The sequence below is a fragment of the Chroococcidiopsis sp. genome (genome assembly GCF_051657925.1).
GTDB lineage: Bacteria > Cyanobacteriota > Cyanobacteriia > Cyanobacteriales > Chroococcidiopsidaceae > Chroococcidiopsis.
Genome location: NZ_JBOFLP010000105.1, coordinates 1 through 23,276, shown reverse-complemented (window position 1 = coordinate 23,276; position 23,276 = coordinate 1). Strand labels below are relative to the sequence as shown.

The following is a 23,276-nucleotide window of genomic DNA, read 5'->3' as shown; positions in this document are numbered from 1 at the left end:
ATTATTGAGTCGTCTATTACAAGTCGGACGTGACGAAAAACTCGATCGCATTACTGCCGAAATTCTCGCCGAAAATCGAGCCATGCAAAAAGTCTGCGAAAAACTCGGCTTCTGCCTGCATCGGGCTGCGGATGTCGTCAAAGTGGAATTTGAGTTGTAAATCAGTTATCAGTTATCGTAGGGGCGGGTTTTGACCAAAAATTTTCGGTTCTCGCAGTTAATTTATTTGCTAAACCCGCCCTTACAGGAATCGGGAGCAGGGAGCGCACGAGCAGGGAGCGCACGAGCAGGGGCGACAGATGACAAATGACGAATGACCAATTACTTAACTACCAAGATGCAAAACCTGATGTATTGCGTCCAATAATTCTTTCGTAGTATAGGGCTTGGGTAAAAATGCTTTGACACCGATTTCGGTTATTTCAGCCATCAGGTTATTCGATGCTAAACCACTCGTGACGATCGCCTTGATTTTAGGATTGAGTTTTTGCAGGGTGCGAGTTGCGGTTAACCCATCCATCAACGGCATCATCACATCCATCAGCACGAGATCGATCTCGTACTTGCGCTCGGCATAGAGAGCGATCGCCTCAATTCCATCTTTGGCAATCAGAGTCCTGTAATTGTACTCTTCTAATGAGGCTTGCGTTACCTGTTGAATCAACGGTTCGTCTTCCACAATCAGAATTAACTGGTTGTTGCCAGTCAAGAGCGCGAGTTCTGCTGCTGGCTGAGTCTCTGCATCTTCGATCGCAGGTAAGTACACTTTAAATTGCGACCCTCTTCCCACCTCGCTGTACACCTTGACAAAACCACCGTGGTTTTTCACAATGCCTAACGCAGTGGATAAACCTAGTCCTGTTCCTTTGCCTACTTCTTTCGTAGTAAAAAAGGGGTCAAAAATTCGCTCTAACAGTTCAGATGGAATTCCCGTTCCTGTATCCGAAATCGCGATCGCCACGTAAGAACCTGGGCTAGCTTCTGGATTCATCCGAGTACAGGCTTCATCAACGAGTTTATTTTCAGCTGCAAGCCTGAGAGTTCCACCATTGGGCATAGCGTCGCGGGCATTGACACAGAGGTTCATGAATACCTGATGCAGTTGGGTAGCATCGGCAGCAACCATCCAAAGATTAGCAGTGGGAAAGTCTGTATAAATTTCAATGGTTTTGGGGAAGGTTTGGCGGGCAACGTGCATGACTTCTGACAATATATGCCGAACTTGCAGTGGCACGCGCTTGCCTTCCACCCCACGCGCAAAGACTAAAATTTGCTTGACCAAATCTGCCCCACGTTTGGCACTGTTTTCGATTATCTGGGTTAAGTGCCGATCCTGCTCGTCTAGGGGGAGTTTTAAAGATAGCAGTTGCGCGGTTGCCAGAATCGGAGTGAGAATGTTGTTGAAGTCGTGGGCAATGCCACTTGCCAGAGTTCCCAAACTTTCCAAACGTTGGGCGTGGCGCAGGGCTGCTTCTGTCAGCTTGCGAGTAGTGATATCTTCCGCAATGCCTACCACGCGGTAAGATGCACCAGAGTCATTTTGAATCGGAAAACCGCGATCGCGAATCCATCGGATCGAGCCATCGGGACGGATAATTCGATACTCTTCATCATAATGACCTGCTAGAGCCTGCTCGAAGAAGTTCGTTTGAATGCGTTGCCGATCTTCAGGATGAATTGCCTCTAACCATTCCATAAGGTTGGCATACAAACTCTCGCAGGATCGCCCCCAGATACGTTCGTAGGCAGGGCTGACGTAGAGTTGCTGACGCGCTTTGGGGTCTGACATCCAAAACACGCTCTCGGCAATGTTTTCTGCCAATTGGCGAAACCGTTCTTCGCTTTCTCTTAATGCCTGTTCTGCGTTATGTCGTTTTTGTCGTTCCTTCGCCTCGCGCAATTCTCGCTCCACCGCAGGCATTAACCGAGCTAAATTACCTTTGGTGATGTAGTCATGCGCTCCTGCTTTCATAGCAGCAACAGCAGTTTCTTCACCAATCGTACCGGAGACAATGATAAACGGTAAATCTCGCTGCTGGCTTTGCAGTAGTTTTAGGGCATCTGGGGCGCTAAACGCAGGTAGAGTGTAATCGGCAATGACAATATCCCACGACTGGCGATCGAGCGCTGCCTGCATCTGGGCAGCAGTCTCTACCCGCTCGTAGTCCAGAGTGTAGCCGCTCCGCCGCAGTTCCCGCAGCATCAGCAGCATATCATCTTCCGAGTCCTCGACAACCAGAACGCATAGGTGAGGGTTCATCGTGCCTCCCTAAAGCGGTGGTGGTTCGTTCATCAATAGCCAGTACATTCCCAAATGCCGAATTGCCTCGGAAAACTGAAGAAAATCCACGGGTTTGCGAATGTAACTATTGCATCCCAAGCTGTAACTATCGAGTAAATCTCGCTCCTCGCTGGAAGTCGTCAAGACTACCACGGGCATTAATCTAGTGCGTTCGTCTTCCCGCAAACGGCGCAAAACTTCAAGCCCATCCACGCGAGGCAGCTTTAGATCTAGCAAAACTACTGTTGGTTTGCTGCTGACATCTCGTTCTGCATACATGCCCGTGCCAAATAGGTAGTCCAGGGCTTCGACTCCATCATGGGCGACGACAATATCATTCCCGATGTGATGGCGTTTGAGGGCGCGGATTGCCAGTGCTTCGTCGTCAGGATTATCTTCTACTAAAAGAATGACTTTGCGATCGCCATTCCCATTCATGCCCCAACCTCCTCTGCGAATAGCGTGAAATAAAACGTCGCTCCCCGTGCCAACGCCCCTTCTGCCCACACCCGTCCCCCATGTCGATGCACGATTCGCTGTACCGTGGCAAGTCCAATTCCATTACCGGAAAATTCGTTCATACCATGTAATCGCTGGAACGGTCTGAATAACTTATCAACATAAACCATATCAAAGCCTACGCCATCATCTCGCACAAAATAAACTAAAATCCCATTTTCCTGCGCGATCGCTCCAAATTCAATCTTTGCCTGCAACTGCCTAGAGGTAAATTTCCAGGCATTATTCAGTAAATTCTCTAATAAAACTTCCAGCAGACGGGGATCTCCTTGGGCAACTAAACCAGGTTGAACGACAAACTCCACCTGCTGTTCTGGATGAGTTTGCTGTAAATTCGTGCAGATACGACTAGCAACTCGGCTCAGATCGACTGATTCCCTTTGCATTTCGCTGCGAGTGACTCGCGATAGGGTGAGGAGATCGTCAATCAACTGCCCCATCCGCTGGCTAGCAAAGCGGATGCGACGCAGATAGTCTTGTCCGGTTGCATCCAATTGGTCGAGGCAGTCTTCCAATAATGCTTGACTGAAGCCATCAATGCTGCGTAAGGGCGCACGCAGATCGTGAGAGACTGAATAGCTAAAGGCTTCCAATTCCTTATTCACTGCCTTCAGTTCGACAATCGCTTGCTGCAATCCCTGGTTCAACTCCTGAGCGCGTTGTTCGGCTTGCTGCCGTTCGACGATTTCTGCCCGCAGTTCGGCTAGCAGTTCGGCGTGCTGGAGAGCCACCCCTAAGCGATCGGCAATCTGATTCACAAATTCGATCTCGGTTTCCTGCCACTGACGCGGGGCGCGGCATTGATGAATGCAGAGCAATCCCCAGAGGTTGTGACCTTGCAAGAGTGGCACGACCAAGTTAGCCCGCACCTGAAATTGGGCGAGGATCTGAATGTGGCAGTCGCTCAGCCCCGCGTTGTAGATATCGGCAACTGCCTGCACCCGTCCCCGTTGATAATGAACGGCAAATTGCTCGCCAAAGCAATGGTCGTGGACTTTCTGCGCGATCGCTGAGGCGAGATCGGCAGCGACATCCTCAGACACAAACTCTCCATCATTCCACCCAGAATCGGCATAGAAGCGAAACATACCTACGCGATCTGCTGCCAAAAGTTGACGCACCTCGGTAGCAGTGGCTTGAAAAATTGTTTCAAGATCGAGGGTTTCTTGGAGTCGGGCGATCGCGTTGGACAAGGCTTTTTGTCGTTCCACCTGAAAATTTGCCCGACCGATCTCCTGCTCTAGAGGTTGAATTTTGTCACTCAGAATTTGTTGCAGCTGTTCAAATGCCGTTTCATCCTTACAGCAAGCACGCAATTTTGTCAATAGTTCTGGGTTCATGAATCTCAGCTGGCAACTTCAGGAATTGCAGAAAGATGAGGAGGGGCTGGGGGCGATCGCAGTACTTCCTTAAAAAAGTATATACTGCTACATGAAATTAGGGAGCAGGGAGCAGGGGGCGGGGAGCAGGGAAAAGAGAGCAGAGGGGCTTCAGGTGCAGAGGGGCTTCAGGTGCAGAGGAACTCAAAATTCACGCATTAATTCCGAATTCCGCGATCCCCGAATTCTCCCCACACCCCACACCCTACACCCTACACCCCATTCTTCACTGATAACTGATTGTTACACTTTCTCTTTCGCTGGTGTGGCAACGCCATATTTGACCAAAAATGTTTCTAGTTGCCGCAAGAATCCAAAATCTTCTTCTGGTAGAGGCGCATTTTGGCTCGTGCGGGAATTTTGTTCTAGGCAAGCAAAAGCCTGTCGGAATTCATAAGGAGTTGTGGCGATTGGTGCATCCAAGTGACAGCTTATAATCCGCCCAAAATCCCAAGTTGCTACCTTATCTGCCCAGTCTAAGACTTGTTTTGGTGCTTGGGGAAAAATTAGAGTTTGCAGAATTGGGGCGACAAACGGACGACCGTTGCCACGCAACTGATTGAATGACTGCTGCCAGCCCGCTTGCCAACGAAACGGGTATAAGCCAAAGTAAGCTTGTCGCGATCGCTCTTTTGCCTGCACAACATCGCGCCACATTTGTCCCAACCCAGCTGTTTCTACCGCTCTAGGACGGAAGTAAATTGCAAACAAGCAAATCCGCTGCCATCCCTTACGGCGATTGGCGGGAGTGTCTTCCATTGCCTCGTCCCCACTGTCTCTAGCATGAAACAGTAAGGGATAGGGGTCTAACTGCAAAAGCGCGGGTGGTTCTTCTGGGATGGATATGATGGAATCAGTTAATAGCAGAGTGCGCGATCGCTTGTGGAGAAGTGCTACTTCTGCAAAAGACCCCTTGCCCAAGTCCAGATCCAACACGGCATAGTCAAATTCTGCCCCAAAGGGAGCCTGTTTAGAGTTTTCCGGTAGTACTTGAGTGCGTTTTCGGGGAAATCCCAACCACGATAGAGGCAAATTGAGCGGGAAACTCCATTGGTTCGGAGCCACAAAGACCTGGGCTTGAGGAAAGCGTCGAGCGAAAGGACCAACGAAAATCTTGTGTTCCAATCCCGAACTGGTAGGCAAAATAATATACTTCACATCACCATACTTTGCCACCAACTCATTCACCATGCGAATGCACTCTTTTGTTGGGGCAACGGGTGCATAGATCAACAAACCACCAGCATTAAGCTTAACGACAGTCATCCGAATCGTGACAACTGCATAGAAAAAGCCCTGAAGCTGGTCGAACGTCCAGATCGTATCCTTCACGACTTCCGTGCAAAGCGTCCGCCGCTTGCCAAATGGATAGAGTGGTAAAGCCAGCCAGAACTGCCACGCCAAATCCTGCGGCTGGGTGCTTGAATGCATGAATCGCTCCTACAGATGTATCCTCAATTACTATTTTGCTGTTTTTTTGTCATTCGTCGCTGCTCCCTACTCCCTGCTCCCTGCTCCCTGCTCCCTTTTCAGTGGTGCAAGAAGAAGGAGTAAAACAGATACAGAATTGTGCCTGTAAACAGAACGTGGTTGATCCAATCGTCAAGAGTCCAGTTGCGAAACATTTTAATAAGGGGTAAGGGGTAAGAGAGAAGTTTTAGGGGCGGGTTTAGCAGGCATATTCACGGCTGGCAGTAAGAGATCTTCGCCCAAAACCCGCCCGTACAGCAGTCAAAAGTCAAAATTAACTATCCACTAATGACCAATGACCAATGACCAATGACAAGTGACAAATCATCTAGCTAATGGTTGCGGCTGTCTGTCTTCTTTTGGCTGTGTCTTGCTTAGCTTCTTGGGTTTCAAGAAATTTTCTTCCATGTTCTTAATGACAACGTACAGCACCGGGACTAAGAACAAACTAAGCAGCGTCGAAAATAAGTAGCCGCCAAATAGTGCCGTTCCCAATGACCAGCGACTCATGGCTCCAGCACCCGCCGCTATGACCAAGGGCCAAAAACCAACTAAACCAGAAATTGCTGTCATCAGAATCGGTCGCAAGCGCTCCTCTGCGGCTCGAATTGCTGCTTTGGTGTAGCTCATGCCTAGTTCTGCTGACTGGTTGGCAAATTCTACGATCAGAATTGCGTTTTTACTGGCTAAGCCGATCAGCATGACGAGAGCGACTTGAGCGTAAATGTTATTGTTGACAACAGGCCAAACCGAACCTGCTTGGAGCAAATTGGCACGGAGCAGCAACGCCCCGATCGCGCCTAAAATTGCTAAGGGTACGGTAATCATGATGATGATGGGGTCAATGTAGCTTTCGTACTGCGCCGCCAACACTAAAAACACCATCACAAAGGCTAAGCCGAAAATAATCGGGGCAGCACCACCAGAAGCTTTTTCCTGAAAAGCCGTCCCCGTCCAAGCATAGCCGAATCCTGGTTGCAACACTTGCTCTGCTACCTCTTCCATCGCTCTCATCGCTTGTCCTGTACTGTAACCTGGGGCGGGTGCGCCTTGAATGTTGATCGATGGATAGACGTTGTAGTGAGTAATAATTGGTGGATAAGTCATTTGCTCGACTTTCACCACGTTACTCAGTGGTACGGAATTCCCATCTACAGAACGGACGTACAAACGACCGATATCGTCGGGGTTAGAGCGCGATGTCTCTTCTGCTTGCACTTGCACGCGATACAGTCGTCCGCCGAGGACATATTGATTGACATATCTCGCCCCCAAATATGTCTGCATCGTATTGAAAATATCGCTTAATTGGACGTTTAGGGCTTTAGCTTGTTCGCGATCGATGGAGATTTCCATCATGGGCGCACCGAAGGTAAATTGCGTAAATACACCCGCTAACTCTGGACGCTTTCTTGCTGCTTCGACTACTTTTTGCGTGTTGTCAATCAACGCTTCCATTGGTAAGGCTTGGCGGTTTTGGATGTACATCTCGAAACCACCCGTACTACCTAACCCATCTACTGGTGGTGCGTTGACGGCGATTAGTCTGGCTTCGGGAACATTTGCTTGCAATTTTTGGTTAATTTGTTGTAGGAGTCCGAAAATTGACTTGTCTGCACCTGGGCGTTCTTCCCAATCTTTGAGCTTGACGAAAAACAGTGCCTTGTTACTAGCATTACCTTGAAAACCAAAGCCCGCATTACCAACTACGTGTTCGACTTCTGGTAGGGGTTTGATAATCTGGGTAACTTTTTGGACGAGATTGGTGGTGTAATTTAAAGAGACACCCGAAGGAGCTTCAGCGATCGCAAAGAAATAGCCTTGATCTTCTTCGGGAATAAATCCTTGCGGCGTAGACTGGTAAAGCCAACCCGTAGCAATTAAGCCTGCTAGAAAAATTGGAATTACTATCATCCGCAGGCGGATTAGAAATTCTACTGACTTACCATACTGTTCTTTAAACCAGTCAAACCCGCGATTAAACCACCCAAAAAACCAGCCCAAGGGTCCGTGTACCTCCTGTTGTCGCCGCATAATGATTGCTGACATGCTGGGCGAGAAGGTAAGAGCGTTGAAGGTAGAAATAGCGATCGCAAAGGCAATAATTAAGGCAAACTGTCTGTAGACAATTCCCGTCGTGCCTGGAAAGAAGGTGACGGGAATAAATACTGCCATCAGTACGACAGATGTAGCAATAATTGCCCCAGTGAGTTCTCCCATCGCATCGATCGCAGCTTGCACTGGTCGCATTCCCTGAGATAATTTAGCGGAGATCGCTTCTACAACCACAATCCCATCGTCTACAACTAGACCTGTGGCTAAAATTACCCCGAATAGCGTTAACTGATTTAGGCTAAACCCAAACATAAAAGCAAACGCCATCGCCCCAATTAAGGATACAGGAATTGCCAGGGCGGGAATAATCGTCGTGCGCCAGTCTTGGAGGAAAATAAAGATCACCAAAAAAACTAAGGCGATCGCTTCCATCAGAGTTTTGAAGGCTTCATCTAAGGAAGCTGAGACAAACAACGTGTTATCTAAACCGACCGTTGCTTTCAACCCTGGTGGAAAACTTTGCTCTAACTCCGCCATCCTTGCCTTAATTAAGTTAGCTGTATTCCAAGCATTGCTTCCAGGCAATTGATAGGCTAACAAAATGACTGAAGGAGCGCCATCAAATAGCGTCGTGGCGCTGTAGTCTTGCGCTCCGATTTCAGCACGACCGACATCTTTAAGTCGCGTTAGCGTCCCATTTTGACCTACTTGGACGATAATACCTTCAGCCTCTTCAGGAGTCGTAAAGCGACCGATCGCACGCAAGGCGATTTCATACTCCTGTTTGGCTTGAGTCGGCTGCTGACCGATTCTACCCGCCCCTACTTGAATGTTTTGCTCTGCAATGGCATTAATTACATCTTGGGCTGATAAATTTCTCGCAGCCAGGGCATCGGGATTGAGCCAGATCCGCATTGCATATCTTCGTTCACCAATTATTCTTAAATTGCCTACGCCCTCAATCCGTTTGATTTCATCGAAAATCAGGCGATCGACATAATTACTAATAAATACGTTGTCATAGATATAGTTACCTTGCTCGTTTTTTTCTGAATAAAAGGCATAAGCAATAGTAATTGTTGGAGATTGTTTTTGAGTAACGACACCCGTACGATTTACTTCTTCTGGTAGTTCTGCTTCAGCAACGGCGACGTTGTTTTGAACAAGGACTTGAGCGGTATTTCTGTCCATCTCCGTAGGGAAGGAGACGTTAATGGTCGTATCACCATTATTCGTTGTTTGAGAGGACATATATACAGTCCGCTCCGTACCGTTGATCTGTCGTTCTAGTACGGTGGTGACGTTTTCTTCTGCGGTTTTGGCATCGCTACCGAGATAATTTGCCGTCACGGTAACTTGTTTTAATGCCATTTCTGGGAGTTTATCCAAGGGCAACAGCGGAATGCAAATTGCTCCCAGTAAAAGAATAACCACGGTACAGACTGTAGTTAAGACTGGTCGTCTAATGAATGTATTAGCAATGCTCAGTAACATAGATCCTGAGTTCGATTAGTGTTTTGGGCAAACGATACAGACAGGAACGATCGATCGATAAAGAAGACAGCAGGTAAGCCTTTAAATCAGTTATCAGTTGTCAGTTATCAGTGTAGAGACGTTACATGTAACGTCAGTTATCAGTTATCAGGAAAGAGTGGTGCGTGGTCACTGGTCACTGGTCACTGGTCACTGTCCAACTGGTCACTGGTCACTGTTAAAGATCGGTAGTTCCAGTCAGATTGCGATCGCGAACGATGGAAACGAATCTATGAGAATTTATTGTGAGAATTCAATTTATAGTTATAAGCGAACAGAGTACCATTTTCCTGCCGAAAAATACTACCCCTTGATAATTTTTGGCAGGTGCATTTAACTTAGTTTACTTAACTTTATCTAATTTAATACTTGCCTGCGAAAATGATAGAATTTTCTCGCGATCGCAGGTCGGGCGTGAATTTTATTTGCTTATAACGAGTAGAATTTCTGTCTTTTTTGTAACAGTTATACGATAGATATAAAAATTTACAAGAATGATTTTGTGTCACGCATCAGCCGTAGGCGAAGCGTAGCGTTAGACGCAAAGACGCAAAGCGGCTTCTCGTGGAGTCGGTGCAAAGAAGAACACAAAGGGGATTTTTGCGTGAGGTGTCACAAACTGAGCAATGCGACGATGCCAAATGCTGTGATGACGATACCTGAGAGGCGATTGACCCATTTCAAATTCAGCTTTGTCTTTATTAGCGTGACAGTAGTACTCAATAGCAGCCACCACAGTGCAGAACCGCAAAAAACTCCAACTACTAAGAGTATTGCTGACAGGTAATTTTGTTCGATGCTGGCTAAGCCTAATCCAGAAAAAATAGCTGCAAAAGCTAAGACTGTTGCGGGATTTGTCAGTGTTAGCATCCACGTTGAAGTATAGACTCCAGTAAGTGTGCTGCCTCTGGTTGATGCCGCAGTTTCAGATGGAATACTAATAAATGTTTTGACCCCCAAGTAGCAAAGGAAAGCACCGCCAACCAACCGCAGCCAAAACTGTTGTTCGATTAAGAAGTTAGCGACGAAGGTAAGTCCAAATGCAGCCACACAACCATACATTGCGTCTGCTGTTGCTGCTCCCAAACCAGCTACAAATCCATGTATCCAGCCAAATGCAAGTGACTGGCGAATGCAGAGGATACCAATGGGTCCTACAGGTGCGGCGATCGCCAAACCAATTGCTAGTCCCCGTAGTAGTAAGCTAATTTCCATAAGATTGGGTAATGGTAGTAAGCGAGGAGCGAGGAGTGAGGAGTGAGGAGTGAGGGAGATAATTCAAGTCACAAGTCAGAATTAACTGATAACTGATAACTGATAACTGATAACTTGACTTTAGAATAAGAATTATTTTTGCAGTTTTGAGTAACTAAAATAAATAAAACTGGCTTATTTGATTTATATTCAAAACTAAAAACGAGTTTTGACTTTTAACTTTTGCCTTTTGACTTCGTAATGTCTTTTGATTCTGAAAAACTATTAGATGTGACTGGCTGGCAAATCTTACAGGTATTACAGAAAGATGCCAGACTCTCTTTTGTCGAACTGGGTCGTCGAGTTGGACTCTCCCCGCCAGCAGCAGCCGAACGGGTGCGACGGATGGAGGAGGTAGGAATTATTACCGGATATCGGGTAGAAATCGATGCGGCGAAAATTGGTTTACCTCTGACGGACAAACAACAACCTCAATCGTGCTTTCTTCACCAATCAAAAGAGCAGGGAGTAGTTATCAGTGACCAGTGACCAGTGACCAGTGACCAGTGACCAGTTAACAATCCACTACACCCCACACCCCACACCCCACACCCCACACCCTATTTACTGCTAGCCACTAGCCACACCCTTTCTTCACCAACTACCAACTACCAACTACCAATTACCAATCAATACCCATGTACTATGACAGTTGACTTTTACCGTAAAATAAAGCATGTAACGCGATCGCGCTTGCTACAAAAGTGTAGCTGTGCAACTCTTCTTGAATATAATTAAGTTATGGCGAAATATACTCTCCCCCAAGCTCCAGAAGTTGTCCTTAATGTCTCTGGTAAAGATTCAGCCAAAGCTCGTGATAAAGCGATGGATCGGCTGATGGAACTAATCGATGCTGGGGAACTACCCACCGATTTAGCGGAGGGATTTAGTTCGCAGCAATTGATTGAAGTCAAAGAACAGCCGATGGATAATCTCAGTAGCGATGAGGATGCAATTACCCAAGCCGTACAAATACTCAATAACTTAGCTACCTTAAAGCTGAAGGTACAAGAATCTCGCACGGAGGCGTTGGAAATTCGTAAAGCGGTTGACGTGCTATTTACTGATAAATCTGTCAGTGATGAAGAAATCGCCCGATTGAAGGAAGGATTTAAAGTACTGAAAACTTTTGCTCAAGCAAATGTCCGCTATCAGGAAGCAAAAGCTAAAGCAGAAGAAGCGCGAAAAGTGCTAGACGAAGCTTTAAAATCTAACTGAAGTTTTTAGATGTTGCGCAAATAGAGTTTGCAGAACTACACAGACGAAACCTGCTGGAGCGGGTTAATCTTGTTTTCAATTGGCATAAGCAGACTGAGTTTGTGTAGTTGCAGATTTTAACCTGTTAGCAACTGTTTCTGCTAACAATTTATGGGCAGCAGTAGAGGGATGGATATCATCCCAGAATAAATATTTATCTGGATTGGGACAAATCATATATTGGCTAAGTTCGCCATTTAAACAGGTATTCATAACATTGAGAAAGCCAAATTTAGTTGGCTCGTTCATAACTCGATTAAATAGATCGTTGACATCATAATAAATAATCTTGGGTTCAGATTTAAGCTGTTGCTGTAAGTTCTTCAAAGCATTAGCTAGTTGAGAGTTGTGCTTGTGAGTTAGTTGGCTCAGTACTTCAGACTGTTGTGTGTTGCGCGTTCCTGGTAGTTTACCTAAATCTGGCAGATTAACCACTAAAATATTTTTTGCGCCAATTTGAACCAGGGATTTGACAGCTTCAACTGAATTATTAACTGGTCGATTTGTATCATTTCCACCTCCTAAATAATCATTTGCTCCAGCCCAGATTATGTATAAAGCATTATTAGAGGTAGAGGAATGACTAGCTTGATAGCGATCGATTTGTGCAAGCAATCCTAGTGGAACTTCCTGTGAATTGCCTGTGGTAGCGCCACCGTAAGCAAAATTAGTATTGGAATTAGCGTTTAATTTCAATTGTTGAGCGAGATATTCCGTCCAAACTAAACCATCTGCATATCTGCCGCGAAAATAAGGGGGACTGGGTGGAAATTGTCCTTGGGAAGCTTTAAACACATTGCCAGGATCGGAAAGGCTATCGCCAAAAACATAAATTTGGGCGACATTTTGCGTTTGAGCCGAATTGGATAATTGAAATAGAGCGGCAGCGATCGCACTTATCGTGGCAATTAATACAATTTTTCGCATCATAGGGGTGAGGAGTGAGGAGCGAAGAATGAAGGGTTAGGATAATGAAATAATAAGCAACAACCACCAACTACCAACTACCAACTACCAACTACCAACTACCAACTACCATGTCCGATTCTCTATCTCATTCCAATTCTCCGACGCTGCCCGATCGCTACTTGGCGTTGATAGACCAGATCGTACAAATTACCCTGAAAGGGCAAATTCGTTCTAAAGAGCAAGTTTATCAAATGCTAGCGCAACAAGTCGTTCCCGGTACGGCAGAGATTTTCGAGCGCTGTTTGGACGAACGCACAATGGAGATCGAACATGAGATTGAGACGGTAAAGGATGAATTGAAGCAAGCGAAAGCGACTCGTTCTCAAAGAGCGATCAAAACGATCGCTAGCGAATGGGAACGCGCCGCCGCCCAAAATCGAGCCGCTAGCGCGATCGCTAAAGCAGCAGAACAGATCGCCTCTTCCGAACCAGCCTATTTACTTGCCGATTTATTACAAGTTATCGATCCAAATCAAAAGCAAGCACTGACAATCGCCCAACTCAAACAATTAGCTGCGGCTTTAAAACAACAAGCAACTGAAATCGAGCCAGAAATGGCGGCGGAGGTGCAACAAGTTGCAATGGGCATCGATCGCGGTTTGCAGTCTTGGCAGCATTTGGAAGGATATTTAGTGAGTTGGGTGTATGATGGGGGGCAGAGCGCAATCGGTTTTGAGAACGTACCAGGACAACGTGGACCTTGGGCGCTGTGGGCAAAACAGGTCAATAGTCCAATTCCACAAGCATTATTTCAAACTCTGGCTATAGAGCGATCGCTATTAGAATGGATGACTCAGCAATATTTCCATCTCGATGATTGGGTGGAAATTGCGCTGATTTTGCAGTTTTTGCAACGGGGACTCGTTGGGTGGACGGAACAGCGAATTTATGATGCCAAGTTAGGATCGAGTCTAGCGATTTCTTGCTTTCTCACGTTTGCCGCAGTTTGGGGTGAGTTAGCGAATGGCTTCATGCAAGCAACTAGCCTCAATTCCAGTCATCGCGAACGGCTAGCGGATGGTTGTTTTCAGATTGCACTGCAAATTTTACGCGCCTTTGCTCAAAAGCAATACTTTCCCCTCTACGGTGGTGTTTTTGCTTCGTTCAATGGCGGACACCTACAATCTGCCCTCGACTATTTAGATTTACCTTTACGGCAAGTCGAAGGGACTCAGGAAAAAGCTCGAATTTTGACACTTTTAGGTTATTCGCAGCAGGCTGTGGGAAATTATCACCAAGCAACCCAGTTTTACGATCGCGCTTTGGAAATTGCCCGTGCTGCGGAGGATGTACCTTGTGAAATTGCCGATTTAAATCATCTCAGCCGAATTTGCGTGGCTAAGAAACAGTACGCCGAGGCAATTAATTACAGCCAGCGGGCATTACTCCTCAGCCGCCAGGTAGGAGACAAGTTAGGTGAAGCCAATGCTTTAGCAAATTTGGGCTACAGTGAGGTATATTCGGCTCAGGCTATTGAAAGATCGGAACCAGAAGTTTATGAAATGGCGATCGGTTATTTACAACAAGGATTAAAGCTATCTCAACAGTTAAACGACAGACAAAGCTTGTCATTATGTTGCAGCAGCCTTGGTGCAGCGCATTTAGTTTTATCTCAGCCTCAAGCTGCGATCGATTATCTTCAATCTGGATTTCAAGCCGCTCAAGCTTCCGGCGATTTGTATCTTCAAGGACTGAACTTAGTTAACTTAGCAGAAGCATATTATGGCTTACAACAGACAGAAAAAGCGATTTATGTTGGTTGTATAGGTATGTATATGTTAGAGCGTATTGCTTCTCCTGAGTGGCGACAAGCAGCAGGTTTGTTGACTATACTACAAGGGCAAATGGGGCAAGAGGGTTTTCAAAAAGTGTTGGCACAATATCGCTCTCAATTTATGACTGCGATCGGTGTAGATGGTTACGATTACATTCCGCAATTATTAGCAAATTACCGTTAATCCGATCGAGAACAAATATTATGAAACATGAAAAAATTTATTATTTTATGTATAATTACTGCAAGTTTGGTGTTAGCGATCGCCAGTTGCAATCCTAACACTTCTGAGGGTAGCGGTGAGATTGTCGTTGCTTCCAAAAATTTTACCGAACAAAATATTTTAGGCGAACTATTAGCGCAGCAAATTGAATCTGCAACTGGACTAAAAGTCGCTCGTCGTCTAGATTTAGGAGGAACGTTTGTTTGCCATCAAGCAATGCTCGCCGGACAAGTTGATGCTTATATCGAATATACGGGAACGGCATTTACAACTATTTTAAAACAAAAGCCAATTAGCGATCCAAAAGCTGTTTATCAGCGGGTAAAATCTGGTTACGAGCAGTTTCAATTAGAAGTTACCCCAGCTTTAGGATTTGAAAATACCTTTGCCATGATTATTCGTGGAGAAGATGCACGCAAGCATAATCTTCGCACTCTCTCGCAAGCTGCCCAATACACACCCCAGTGGCAAGCTGGCTTCGGCTATGAATTTATCAGCCGCGAGGACGGGTTTCCAGGTTTAGCAAAAACCTACGATCTAAAGTTAAATAAACCACCCCGCGTGATGGATTTAGGCTTAATTTATCGGGCAATAATTGATAAACAAGTAGATATAGTTGCAGGTAACTCTACCGATGCTCAAATCGCCCGTTTAGATTTAACGATTCTGCAAGATGATAAGGGTTATTTTCCTCCCTATGAAGCAACTCCCATCGTGCGACAGACAACTTTGAAAAAGTATCCCAAACTACGTCAGGCGATCGCACAACTAGGTGGAAAGATTAATGAAGAGGAAATGCGCAATTTAAATTATCAAGTCGAAGGCGAATTTCGCGATATTAAGGAAGTTGTGCGCGAATTTTTAATCGCAAAAGGTTTGGTAAAGTAGGAGGCTGAAAAATCAGTTATCAGGGAGCAGGGAGCAGGGAGCAGGGAGCAGGGAGCAGGGGGAAGAGAGAATCGCCCAGCTGTAGGGCGTAGACACCCGAAGGGTGGCTTCTCGGAGAATAGCCCTTCTCGAAGAATGGGAGCGCAAGGTTGCTGAGGGAGAAAAACAATCTAAAATCCAAAATTGCTACGCTAACTACCGATTACCAACTACCAACTACCAATTACCAATTACCAGCAACAAATGACAAATGACAAATGACAATCAAGACGTTTGCTTCACTAATTAAATTTGGCGCAGTCGCGTTGTTTATGGCTGGCGATAGCGTATTGACGCAGACACTACCCTTACCTAATAATTTAATCTCCTTCAACTCCGAAACGGGAGAACAATTGTTACTACAAAGTAAAGCGCGGGAGGATTTTTGGGCTTTGAGTACGCAGTATGTTACCCAAAATACTCAAGCTTATTGCGGAGTCGCCAGTATAGTGATGGTATTAAATGCCCTCTCAATTCCTGCTCCTATTGCTCCTGAGTATACGCCTTATCGAGTATTTACCCAGGCAAATTTTTTTAATAACGCGCCAACTAAAAAAGTCCTTGCACCTGAAGTTGTTGCCCGTCAAGGTATGACTTTAGAACAGTTAGGTCAGCTACTTGCTAGCTATGCGGTAGAAGCTAAAGTTTATCACAGTACTGATACTAATCTAGAGCAGTTTCGTCAGCTTGTCGCACAGAATTTACGCCAAGAAAATAATTTTGTTTTGGTTAATTACTTGCGACGCAAAATTGGACAAGAAAGAGGCGGACACATTTCTCCTATCGCCGCTTATAACCAACAAACAGATCGGTTTTTAATTCTCGATGTCTCTCGCTATAAATATCCCCCAGTATGGGTAAAAGCAACGGATTTATGGCAAGCAATGGATACAACAGACAGGGTGTCAGGTAAGACGAGGGGATTTGTATTGGTGAGTCGAAAAACTAATAAGTAAGTCAAAAGTCAAAAGTCAAATAAGACTCGATCCCCCCCCCTTTTTAAGGGGGGCTAGGGGGGATCTTCGAGAATCTAATACTTTTAACTGAATCGTATTGGGCGATCGCCAATCGATCTTTCCACTTGTCATTGCGGCAGGATTGCGATCGCTATGCGCGAATATTACTGACTCGCAATCTTTCGTTGACTGATTGTTCAGTCTAAAATAAGCTAGTAGTATCGCAACAATAAGCAAAAACAGCGCTCTCAGCTGCTAGCGCGGCGTTGAGGTGCAGGAGGTAAAAATGGATTTGCATTATGAGATTCAAGGAAAGGGCGATCCGGTCGTCCTGCTGCATAGTGGCGGAGTTGATTCGCGCGACTGGCAATTTATCGCCCCAAAGTTGGCTCAAACTCATCGAGTCATTACTTATGACCAACGCGGTGCTGGGAAGTCATCGCCACGGCTCGAACCTGTAAATCACGTTGAGGATTTTAGACTGCTACTAGACTATTTGGACATTGACAAAGCTGTTTTAGTAGGTCATTCGATTGGCGGACAAATTGCCACCGATTTTACTCTAGGTAATCCAGAACGAGTTACCAAACTCGTGCTTGTCGCTCCTGGGTTGACGGGTTTTCAATTCTCACCAGAATACGATCGCTTTGTGCAAGCAGTTTGGGCAGTGGTTCCAGATGTAGAGAAAATGCTCGATGTGACTTTGAACTCTCCCATGTATGCCGTCCACGTTGTCATGAACAGCCCGCATCGCGATCGCTTTTACCAAATAAAGCATCACAATGTCTTAAGAGCGTTTGAATGGAAAAACTTCGACCAAGTTTGGACGCAACCACCCGCGATCGAACGGCTAAATGAGCTAAAATCCAAAACGCTATTCATCATCGGTACTCAAGACAGTGAAGACTGCTTCCGCATCGCTAAATTTTTCAAACAAGTTCCCGACATTCGCTTTGCCCAAATTGAAGGCGCAGACCATATACCCACGCTGACACATCCGCAAGAGGTATATCATCTCATCACTCAATTCCTGAGCGAGTCACAATATTAATATTAATGCCACGCACTCCAACAGAAAACGAACGTATCCGTCGCGCCACCACAGAACAGATTCTTAAAACAGCCATGACTCTGTTCTGTGAGAAGGGTTACTATTCTACATCGATTGATGACGTTGCCAAGCAAGCTCAGATCTCAAAAGGGCTGCTCTATCACTACTTTAAAGGGAAAGAAGATTTGCTGGCGGCGCTAGTCGATCTCCGGATCGACGATGTTTTAGTAGTGATGAACGCGGCTGTAGCCAAAACAACCCCTGCCGAACAAATTCAGCATATTGTTGAAGGTGCGCTCGAAGATGTCTGCCGTCAACCTGAAGTCTTCCGATTCTACCTAAATTTGTTTACCCAACCGCGTCTCGATCCAGTGGTAGCAAAATACAGCCAGAAGTTAATGGACGAGCAAGCAAGGCAATTTGAAATTCAGACTGACATGTTTGTCAAGCTTGGAGTCGCAGAACCGCGACAGCGATCGCTTTATTTTTCCTCAACGCTCCAAGGTATTATGCTAATGTTTTCGACCTATCCTAATAGCTTTCCATTAGAAAAACTTAAGGCTCAAGCGATCGCGGAATTTTGTAGTCACGGATAAATAGTCATGGATAAAGTAGAGTTGAGGCGATCGCTACTTCAAAAACGTAAATCTTTATCTCAGCAAGAATGGCGCGAAAAAAGCGATCGAATTGTCTCTCATCTGCTCGCTTCACCCTTATTGACTTCAGGCAAAACTATTCTCGCTTATTTCAGTTGTCGTCAAGAACCCGATCTAAATTCCTTATTTCACCATAATCATTACAACTGGGGACTTCCTCGCTGTGTCGGCGAAAATTTATCTTGGCACATTTGGCAACCTGGGGATGAAACTCAAGTTGGCGCGTATGGGATTTGCGAACCCCTCCCCACAACTCCTACCATCTCACCCTCAGCAGTCGATTTCATCCTCGTCCCAGCAGTTGCTTGCGACTATCGCGGCTATCGCTTAGGTTACGGTGGCGGTTACTACGATCGCCTCCTATCTTCTCCCGTATGGCGATCGAAACTCACCATCGGGATCGTATTTGAATTTGCCTATCTACCTCAACTCCCCACAGATCCTTGGGATATTCCATTACATGCTGTCTGTACTGAAAAAGGACTAGGGTAAGAAGTCAAAAGTCAAAAGTTAAAAGTCAAAACACTACTCACTGATAACTGATAACTGTCAACTATCAACTGAAGCACGATATTGAGCCTTTAACAATCTGCCCCAATTAGCATTGTAAGGATGAACTCGAACAGTTGAGCGATCGCCTTGAAAGACTGGGTTGCCTTCATTCACCCATTGAAATATGCTGCCTTCGAGGTTGTAAACGTTCGTAAATCCAGATTGTTCAAGTTGCTGGGCTACTCTGGCGCTGCGATAACCTACAGAGCAATATACGACCACAGGTACATCTCGATCTACAGCAACTTCCTCTAAGTTAGGATGATACGGATCGATGCGCTGGGCTTGCGGAAGATGGCTAGTCTGATATTCTGCCTCAGTGCGGGCATCGAGTAAAAGCGGCTGCGGCTGAGTGCGATCGCGCAACCACCCTACCAACTGTTGAGTCTTCAACCACTTCACAGTTGGAAACCTGCGTTGAATTAAGCGCTTAATCATGTAAAAAACGAGCGATCGCATTATTCAGTTATCAGTTATCAGTGAAGAATGGGGTGTAGGGTGTGGGGTGTGGGGTGTGGGGTGTAGTGAGTGGCTAGTGGAACCAGTGGCTGGTGGCTGGAATTGCTGCCGATCGCTCCTCTGCTTCCTCTGCCCCTCTGCTCCCTACTCCCTGCTCCCTGCTCCCTCATATTGTTTCAAAAAGTTTAAAGTTGCTAGAGTCTGGGGTGGTAACTGTTGTAATATTTGGCAACGCGATCGGGAGAACTAATGTTGGATTTACATGTCATGGCGGAGTTTTCGCGCACCCACTGCGTTAGTATCTGTGCCTTTTTGGTTCCAGCTACTTTAATTGCTACTATAGCGACGATGATTTTCACGGCGCTGCGCCACCCTCAAGCGCGGGTTTGGCAAGCAGCAGGAGTAGCTGGCTTTTTTGCTCTAATAATGATCTTGCACGTTGCAACCTGGCTATCGATTGGGGTGGTGATGGCTCCTACATACATCCTACTGGGACTTGCTAGCACCTGTTTGCTTACCAATTTGGTGATGATTGTGTTACAAAAACGCTTGGCGTTAAATATGTAACCGAAGATGAAATCATTCTCTGTCGCGTGGGGTTTGGTGCTGCAAGTTGTAGCTTTATGTATCGCTAGCCCTGCGTTGGCTGAGGTAGTGGATATTACTCTGCTACATCTGAACGATGTTTATGAAATCGCCCCAGTAGAAGGGGGAAAACGAGGAGGGTTAGCGCGGGTTGCAACTTTGCGACAAGAATTACTCAGCCAAAATCCTCGCACCTACACCGTACTAGCTGGGGATGCTTTTAGTCCCTCGGCTTTGGGGACTGCGAAGGTGAATGGTAAACCTTTGGCTGGTCAACAAATGGTAGCAGTGATGAACGCTGTTGGTTTCGACTACGCTACCTTTGGAAACCATGAATTCGATTTAGCCAAACCCGAGTTTTTCCAACGCCTAAAAGAATCTCAATTTAAGTGGATATCTAGTAATGTCAGGGATAGTCAAGGTAAATCTTTCCCTGGTGTGACAGAATCGCAAATATTAAATGTAAAAAGTGACCGAGGTGCGGTTATTAGAGTCGGTTTAATTGGATTAACTATAAATAGTAACAGACAAAAGTATGTCAGCTATTCCGATCCAATTCAAGCTGCTCGCACTCAAGTTGCAGCACTTCAAGGTAAAGTCGATTTGATTGTCGCTTTAACTCATTTAAATCTCGCCCAAGACCAAAAACTCGCCGCAGAAGTTCCAGAAATCGATTTGATTTTAGGGGGACACGAACATGAAAATATTCAACAATGGCGCGGGGCAGATTTTACACCTTTATTTAAAGCCGATGCAAATGCGCGTAGCGTTTATATTCACAAATTGCGTTACGATACCGAGACAAAACAACTAGTCGTAGATTCTCAATTACAGTCAGTTACAGAGGCAATTCCTGAAGATCCTCGCGTGGCACAAGTCGTAAGCGCATGGATAGAAAAAGCATATCAAGGATTTAGGGCAGATGGCTTCGCCCCAGAAGAGGCGATCGCCACGACAAATATTGCTTTAGATGGTTTAGAATCTAGCGTTCGCAATCGCGCCACTAACCTCACGGCATTAATCGCTCAAGCTATGTTGCGAGAGGTTTATCAAGCAGATTTAGCTATATTTAACAGTGGTTCAATTCGGATTGACGATTTCATTCTCCCAGGAAGAATTACTCAATACGATATTATTCGAGTTTTGCCATTTGGTGGTAAAGTTTTAGCTGTAGAGATGAAAGGAAGTTTGTTAGAAAAGGTCTTAGAACAAGGGCAAGCTAATAGAGGTACGGGTGGTTTTCTACAAACAGCAAATGTAAGTAAAAAACCTGATATTGGGACTTGGATGGTGAATAGCGAACCCCTTGATAAGGACAAGAACTACCGCGTAGCAATTAATGATTTTTTGATGAGCGGTCAAGAACAAGGGCTAGAATTTTTGAATTTTAAGCAAAAAGATGTCAGGTTAATTTATCAAATGCGCGATTTACGTTTTGTGGCGATCGATCGCCTCAAAGATACTTTCGCTGATTCCGTCTTGAAGCGATACAAAAGTCCTTCTTTTTAAAGGGTATCTCAAAGTCATCCTTTTCAAAAGAGACTTATCGAATCATGTTTAGTGCCAAAAATTACAGATTTCAACAATTACAAATTATGAGTCAGGATCGGTTTCCACAAAACAAGTTAACTCCACCCATTGCTGCAAAAAAGCCGCAGTCGCTAATTTTACATAACGACGAACGAGTAGATAACTATTATTGGCTCAGAGAAAAGGAAAATCCTGAAGTTATTACTTATTTGGAGGCAGAAAACTCTTATACTCAGGCAATGATGCAGCATACGGAAGTCCTGCAAGAAAAACTTTATAAAGAGATATTGGCTCGCATTCAGGAAACCGATCTATCTGTTCCTTATCGCAAAGATGAATATTACTATTATTCTCGTACTGAGGCAGGAAAAGCATATCCAATTTATTGTCGCAAAAAAGGTAGTCTCGATGCATCTGAAGAAATTTTGCTAGATCAAAATCTACTTGCAGAAGGACACGAGTTTTTCAATATTGGCGTGTTGCAAGTCAGTCCCAATCATCAGCTATTAGCGGACTCAGTTGATACTAGTGGTGCTGAAAGATACACGATGTATTTTTTAGATTTAAACACATCGCAGCTTGACGAGCAAAGCATAGAAGATACTTATTATTCTTTTGCCTGGGGAAACGATAACCGTACAGTTTTTTACACCAAAGTCGATGACGCTAACCGTCCGTTTCAACTTTGGCGACACGCATTAAATGCACCGATCGCTGAAGATATTTTAGTTTATGAAGAAACTGATGAAGCCTTCCATTTATCTGTAGGTAAAACTCGCTCTCAAGCTTATATCCTGCTGGAATTAGGCAGCATGATTACTTCGGAAGTGCATTATCTAGCAGCAAATAATCCTACAGGTAATTTTCAACTCATCCACCCGCGTACAAATGGGATGGAGTATGGGATCGAGCATCACAGCGATGATTTTTATATTACAACTAATGATGAGGCAATCAATTTTAAATTGATGAAAACTCCCGTTAGTTCCCCGACAAAAGACAATTGGTCAACGGTAATTCCCCATCGAGAAGACGTATTTTTGTTAGGTGTGAGTGCTTTTAGCGACCATTTAGCGATCTACGAACGCCAAGGTGAATTGCCAACGGTACGAGTCCAAAAATTCGTCACGGGAGAGGAATATAACATGGCTTTTCCCGAAGCAACTTATGCCGTTTATGAAGGGAATAATCCAGAATTTAATACCAAGACTTTACGCTTCAGTTATACTTCTTTAATTACTCCTGATTCCGTGTTCGATTTTGATATGGAAACTCAACAACGGGAGTTGAAAAAAGAAATCCAAGTGCTGGGAGGTTACGATCGCACTCAATATCAAAGTGAATGGCTGATGGCGACGGCGGAAGATGGGGTACAAGTGCCAATTTCAATCGTTTATAAACAAGGAATTCAAAAAAATGGAGAAAATCCTTTATTTTTGACTGGATATGGTTCTTACAGTTATTCCTATCCCGCTGCATTTTCTTCTAATCGCTTGTCGCTACTCGATCGCGGTGTAGTATTTGCGATCGCACACATTCGCGGTGGCAGCGAAATGGGGCGAAAATGGTATGAGAATGGTAAGTTTTTGCACAAGAAAAATACATTTACTGATTTTATTGCATGTGCGGAGTATTTGATTTCTCAAGGCTGGACGAATAGCGATCGCTTGTCTATTTCTGGTGGTAGTGCGGGTGGTTTATTAATGGGTGCAGTTGTAAATCTGCGTCCTGACTTGTTTAAAGCAGTTATTGCTGACGTGCCGTTTGTCGATGTCGTGACAACTATCCTCGATACTTCTTTACCACTAACTGCGATCGAGTGGGATGAATGGGGAAATCCCAACGA

The 23,276-nt window shown here is 45.2% G+C and carries 23 protein-coding genes; 13 read left to right on the top strand and 10 right to left on the bottom strand.

Features of this window, described 5'->3' with window-relative positions; genetic code table 11:
• Nucleotides 1-4 precede the first annotated feature (4 nt).
• Nucleotides 5-160 (top strand): GNAT family N-acetyltransferase, encoded by a 156-nt coding sequence (locus ACRC32_RS07950; RefSeq protein ID WP_438553456.1) that lies wholly within the window; start codon nt 5-7, stop codon nt 158-160.
• 165 nt (nt 161-325) lie between these two features.
• On the opposite strand, the gene ACRC32_RS07945 is transcribed toward ACRC32_RS07950, so the two are convergent.
• The 7 genes from ACRC32_RS07945 to ACRC32_RS07915 all read right to left on the bottom strand — a co-directional run bounded on the left by ACRC32_RS07945 (nt 326) and on the right by ACRC32_RS07915 (nt 10,452).
• The gene (locus tag ACRC32_RS07945) at nt 326-2,260 is read right to left on the bottom strand and encodes a response regulator (RefSeq protein WP_438553454.1); all 1,935 of its coding nucleotides are present in this window, start codon (nt 2,258-2,260) and stop codon (nt 326-328) included.
• A gap of 9 nt (nt 2,261-2,269) precedes the next feature.
• The gene (locus tag ACRC32_RS07940) at nt 2,270-2,719 is read right to left on the bottom strand and encodes a response regulator (RefSeq protein ID WP_438553453.1); all 450 of its coding nucleotides are present in this window, start codon (nt 2,717-2,719) and stop codon (nt 2,270-2,272) included.
• Nucleotides 2,716-4,140 carry a sensor histidine kinase gene (locus ACRC32_RS07935; RefSeq protein WP_438553452.1) on the bottom strand — a complete coding sequence of 475 codons (1,425 nt, stop codon included), beginning with the start codon at nt 4,138-4,140 and terminating at the stop codon, nt 2,716-2,718. Before ACRC32_RS07935 ends, ACRC32_RS07940 begins: the two co-directional genes overlap by 4 nt.
• A gap of 282 nt (nt 4,141-4,422) precedes the next feature.
• On the bottom strand, nt 4,423-5,610 hold the full coding sequence (locus ACRC32_RS07930; RefSeq protein WP_438553451.1) for a DUF4336 domain-containing protein: 1,188 nt from the start codon (nt 5,608-5,610) through the stop codon (nt 4,423-4,425).
• A gap of 49 nt (nt 5,611-5,659) precedes the next feature.
• On the bottom strand, nt 5,660-5,785 hold the full coding sequence (locus ACRC32_RS07925; RefSeq protein ID WP_438553450.1) for a hypothetical protein: 126 nt from the start codon (nt 5,783-5,785) through the stop codon (nt 5,660-5,662).
• Between the two features lie 188 nt (nt 5,786-5,973).
• Nucleotides 5,974-9,198, bottom strand: a complete 3,225-nt coding sequence (locus tag ACRC32_RS07920) for an efflux RND transporter permease subunit (RefSeq protein WP_438553449.1) — start codon at nt 9,196-9,198, stop codon at nt 5,974-5,976.
• Between the two features lie 651 nt (nt 9,199-9,849).
• The gene (locus ACRC32_RS07915) at nt 9,850-10,452 is read right to left on the bottom strand and encodes a LysE family translocator (RefSeq protein ID WP_438553448.1); all 603 of its coding nucleotides are present in this window, start codon (nt 10,450-10,452) and stop codon (nt 9,850-9,852) included.
• Between the two features lie 240 nt (nt 10,453-10,692).
• Between ACRC32_RS07915 and ACRC32_RS07910 the strand changes: the two genes are divergently transcribed.
• Nucleotides 10,693-10,980: an Lrp/AsnC family transcriptional regulator gene (locus ACRC32_RS07910; protein ID WP_438553447.1), complete on the top strand. Its 288-nt coding sequence runs from the start codon at nt 10,693-10,695 to the stop codon at nt 10,978-10,980.
• Between the two features lie 252 nt (nt 10,981-11,232).
• Nucleotides 11,233-11,709 carry a hypothetical protein gene (locus ACRC32_RS07905; protein WP_015154444.1) on the top strand — a complete coding sequence of 159 codons (477 nt, stop codon included), beginning with the start codon at nt 11,233-11,235 and terminating at the stop codon, nt 11,707-11,709.
• Nucleotides 11,710-11,784: 75 nt separating this feature from the next.
• On the opposite strand, the gene ACRC32_RS07900 is transcribed toward ACRC32_RS07905, so the two are convergent.
• A complete protein-coding gene (locus ACRC32_RS07900) occupies nt 11,785-12,678 on the bottom strand; it encodes an SGNH/GDSL hydrolase family protein (RefSeq protein WP_438553446.1) in 894 nt (297 codons plus the stop codon).
• 107 nt (nt 12,679-12,785) lie between these two features.
• Here ACRC32_RS07900 and ACRC32_RS07895 point away from each other — a divergent pair, with 107 nt between their 5' ends.
• The 7 genes from ACRC32_RS07895 (at nt 12,786) to ACRC32_RS07865 (ending at nt 18,796) form a co-directional block, all read left to right on the top strand.
• Nucleotides 12,786-14,675, top strand: a complete 1,890-nt coding sequence (locus tag ACRC32_RS07895; protein WP_438553445.1) for a tetratricopeptide repeat protein — start codon at nt 12,786-12,788, stop codon at nt 14,673-14,675.
• A 27-nt stretch (nt 14,676-14,702) separates the two neighbouring features.
• A complete protein-coding gene (locus ACRC32_RS07890; RefSeq protein WP_438553444.1) occupies nt 14,703-15,602 on the top strand; it encodes a glycine betaine ABC transporter substrate-binding protein in 900 nt (299 codons plus the stop codon).
• 103 nt (nt 15,603-15,705) lie between these two features.
• Nucleotides 15,706-15,849: a hypothetical protein gene (locus ACRC32_RS07885; RefSeq protein WP_438553443.1), complete on the top strand. Its 144-nt coding sequence runs from the start codon at nt 15,706-15,708 to the stop codon at nt 15,847-15,849.
• A gap of 64 nt (nt 15,850-15,913) precedes the next feature.
• Nucleotides 15,914-16,597, top strand: a complete 684-nt coding sequence (locus ACRC32_RS07880; protein WP_438553455.1) for a phytochelatin synthase family protein — start codon at nt 15,914-15,916, stop codon at nt 16,595-16,597.
• Between the two features lie 286 nt (nt 16,598-16,883).
• Nucleotides 16,884-17,648, top strand: a complete 765-nt coding sequence (locus tag ACRC32_RS07875; RefSeq protein WP_438553442.1) for an alpha/beta fold hydrolase — start codon at nt 16,884-16,886, stop codon at nt 17,646-17,648.
• 5 nt (nt 17,649-17,653) lie between these two features.
• The gene (locus ACRC32_RS07870; RefSeq protein ID WP_438553441.1) at nt 17,654-18,244 is read left to right on the top strand and encodes a TetR/AcrR family transcriptional regulator; all 591 of its coding nucleotides are present in this window, start codon (nt 17,654-17,656) and stop codon (nt 18,242-18,244) included.
• Nucleotides 18,245-18,250: 6 nt separating this feature from the next.
• Entirely contained in the window at nt 18,251-18,796 is a 546-nt protein-coding gene (locus ACRC32_RS07865) for a 5-formyltetrahydrofolate cyclo-ligase (RefSeq protein ID WP_438553440.1), read from the top strand.
• Nucleotides 18,797-18,853: 57 nt separating this feature from the next.
• Here the strand turns inward: ACRC32_RS07865 and ACRC32_RS07860 are convergent, their stop codons facing one another.
• On the bottom strand, nt 18,854-19,315 hold the full coding sequence (locus ACRC32_RS07860) for a rhodanese-like domain-containing protein (RefSeq protein ID WP_438553439.1): 462 nt from the start codon (nt 19,313-19,315) through the stop codon (nt 18,854-18,856).
• 17 nt (nt 19,316-19,332) lie between these two features.
• Nucleotides 19,333-19,485 (bottom strand): hypothetical protein, encoded by a 153-nt coding sequence (locus ACRC32_RS07855; protein WP_438553438.1) that lies wholly within the window; start codon nt 19,483-19,485, stop codon nt 19,333-19,335.
• Between the two features lie 79 nt (nt 19,486-19,564).
• Here ACRC32_RS07855 and ACRC32_RS07850 point away from each other — a divergent pair, with 79 nt between their 5' ends.
• From ACRC32_RS07850 to ACRC32_RS07840, 3 genes are all read left to right on the top strand, one after another.
• The gene (locus tag ACRC32_RS07850) at nt 19,565-19,882 is read left to right on the top strand and encodes a hypothetical protein (protein WP_438553437.1); all 318 of its coding nucleotides are present in this window, start codon (nt 19,565-19,567) and stop codon (nt 19,880-19,882) included.
• A 6-nt stretch (nt 19,883-19,888) separates the two neighbouring features.
• Nucleotides 19,889-21,409: a bifunctional metallophosphatase/5'-nucleotidase gene (locus tag ACRC32_RS07845; RefSeq protein ID WP_438553436.1), complete on the top strand. Its 1,521-nt coding sequence runs from the start codon at nt 19,889-19,891 to the stop codon at nt 21,407-21,409.
• 86 nt (nt 21,410-21,495) lie between these two features.
• The coding region (locus ACRC32_RS07840) for a S9 family peptidase (protein WP_438553435.1) at nt 21,496-23,276 on the top strand (1,781 nt) is incomplete at its 3' end.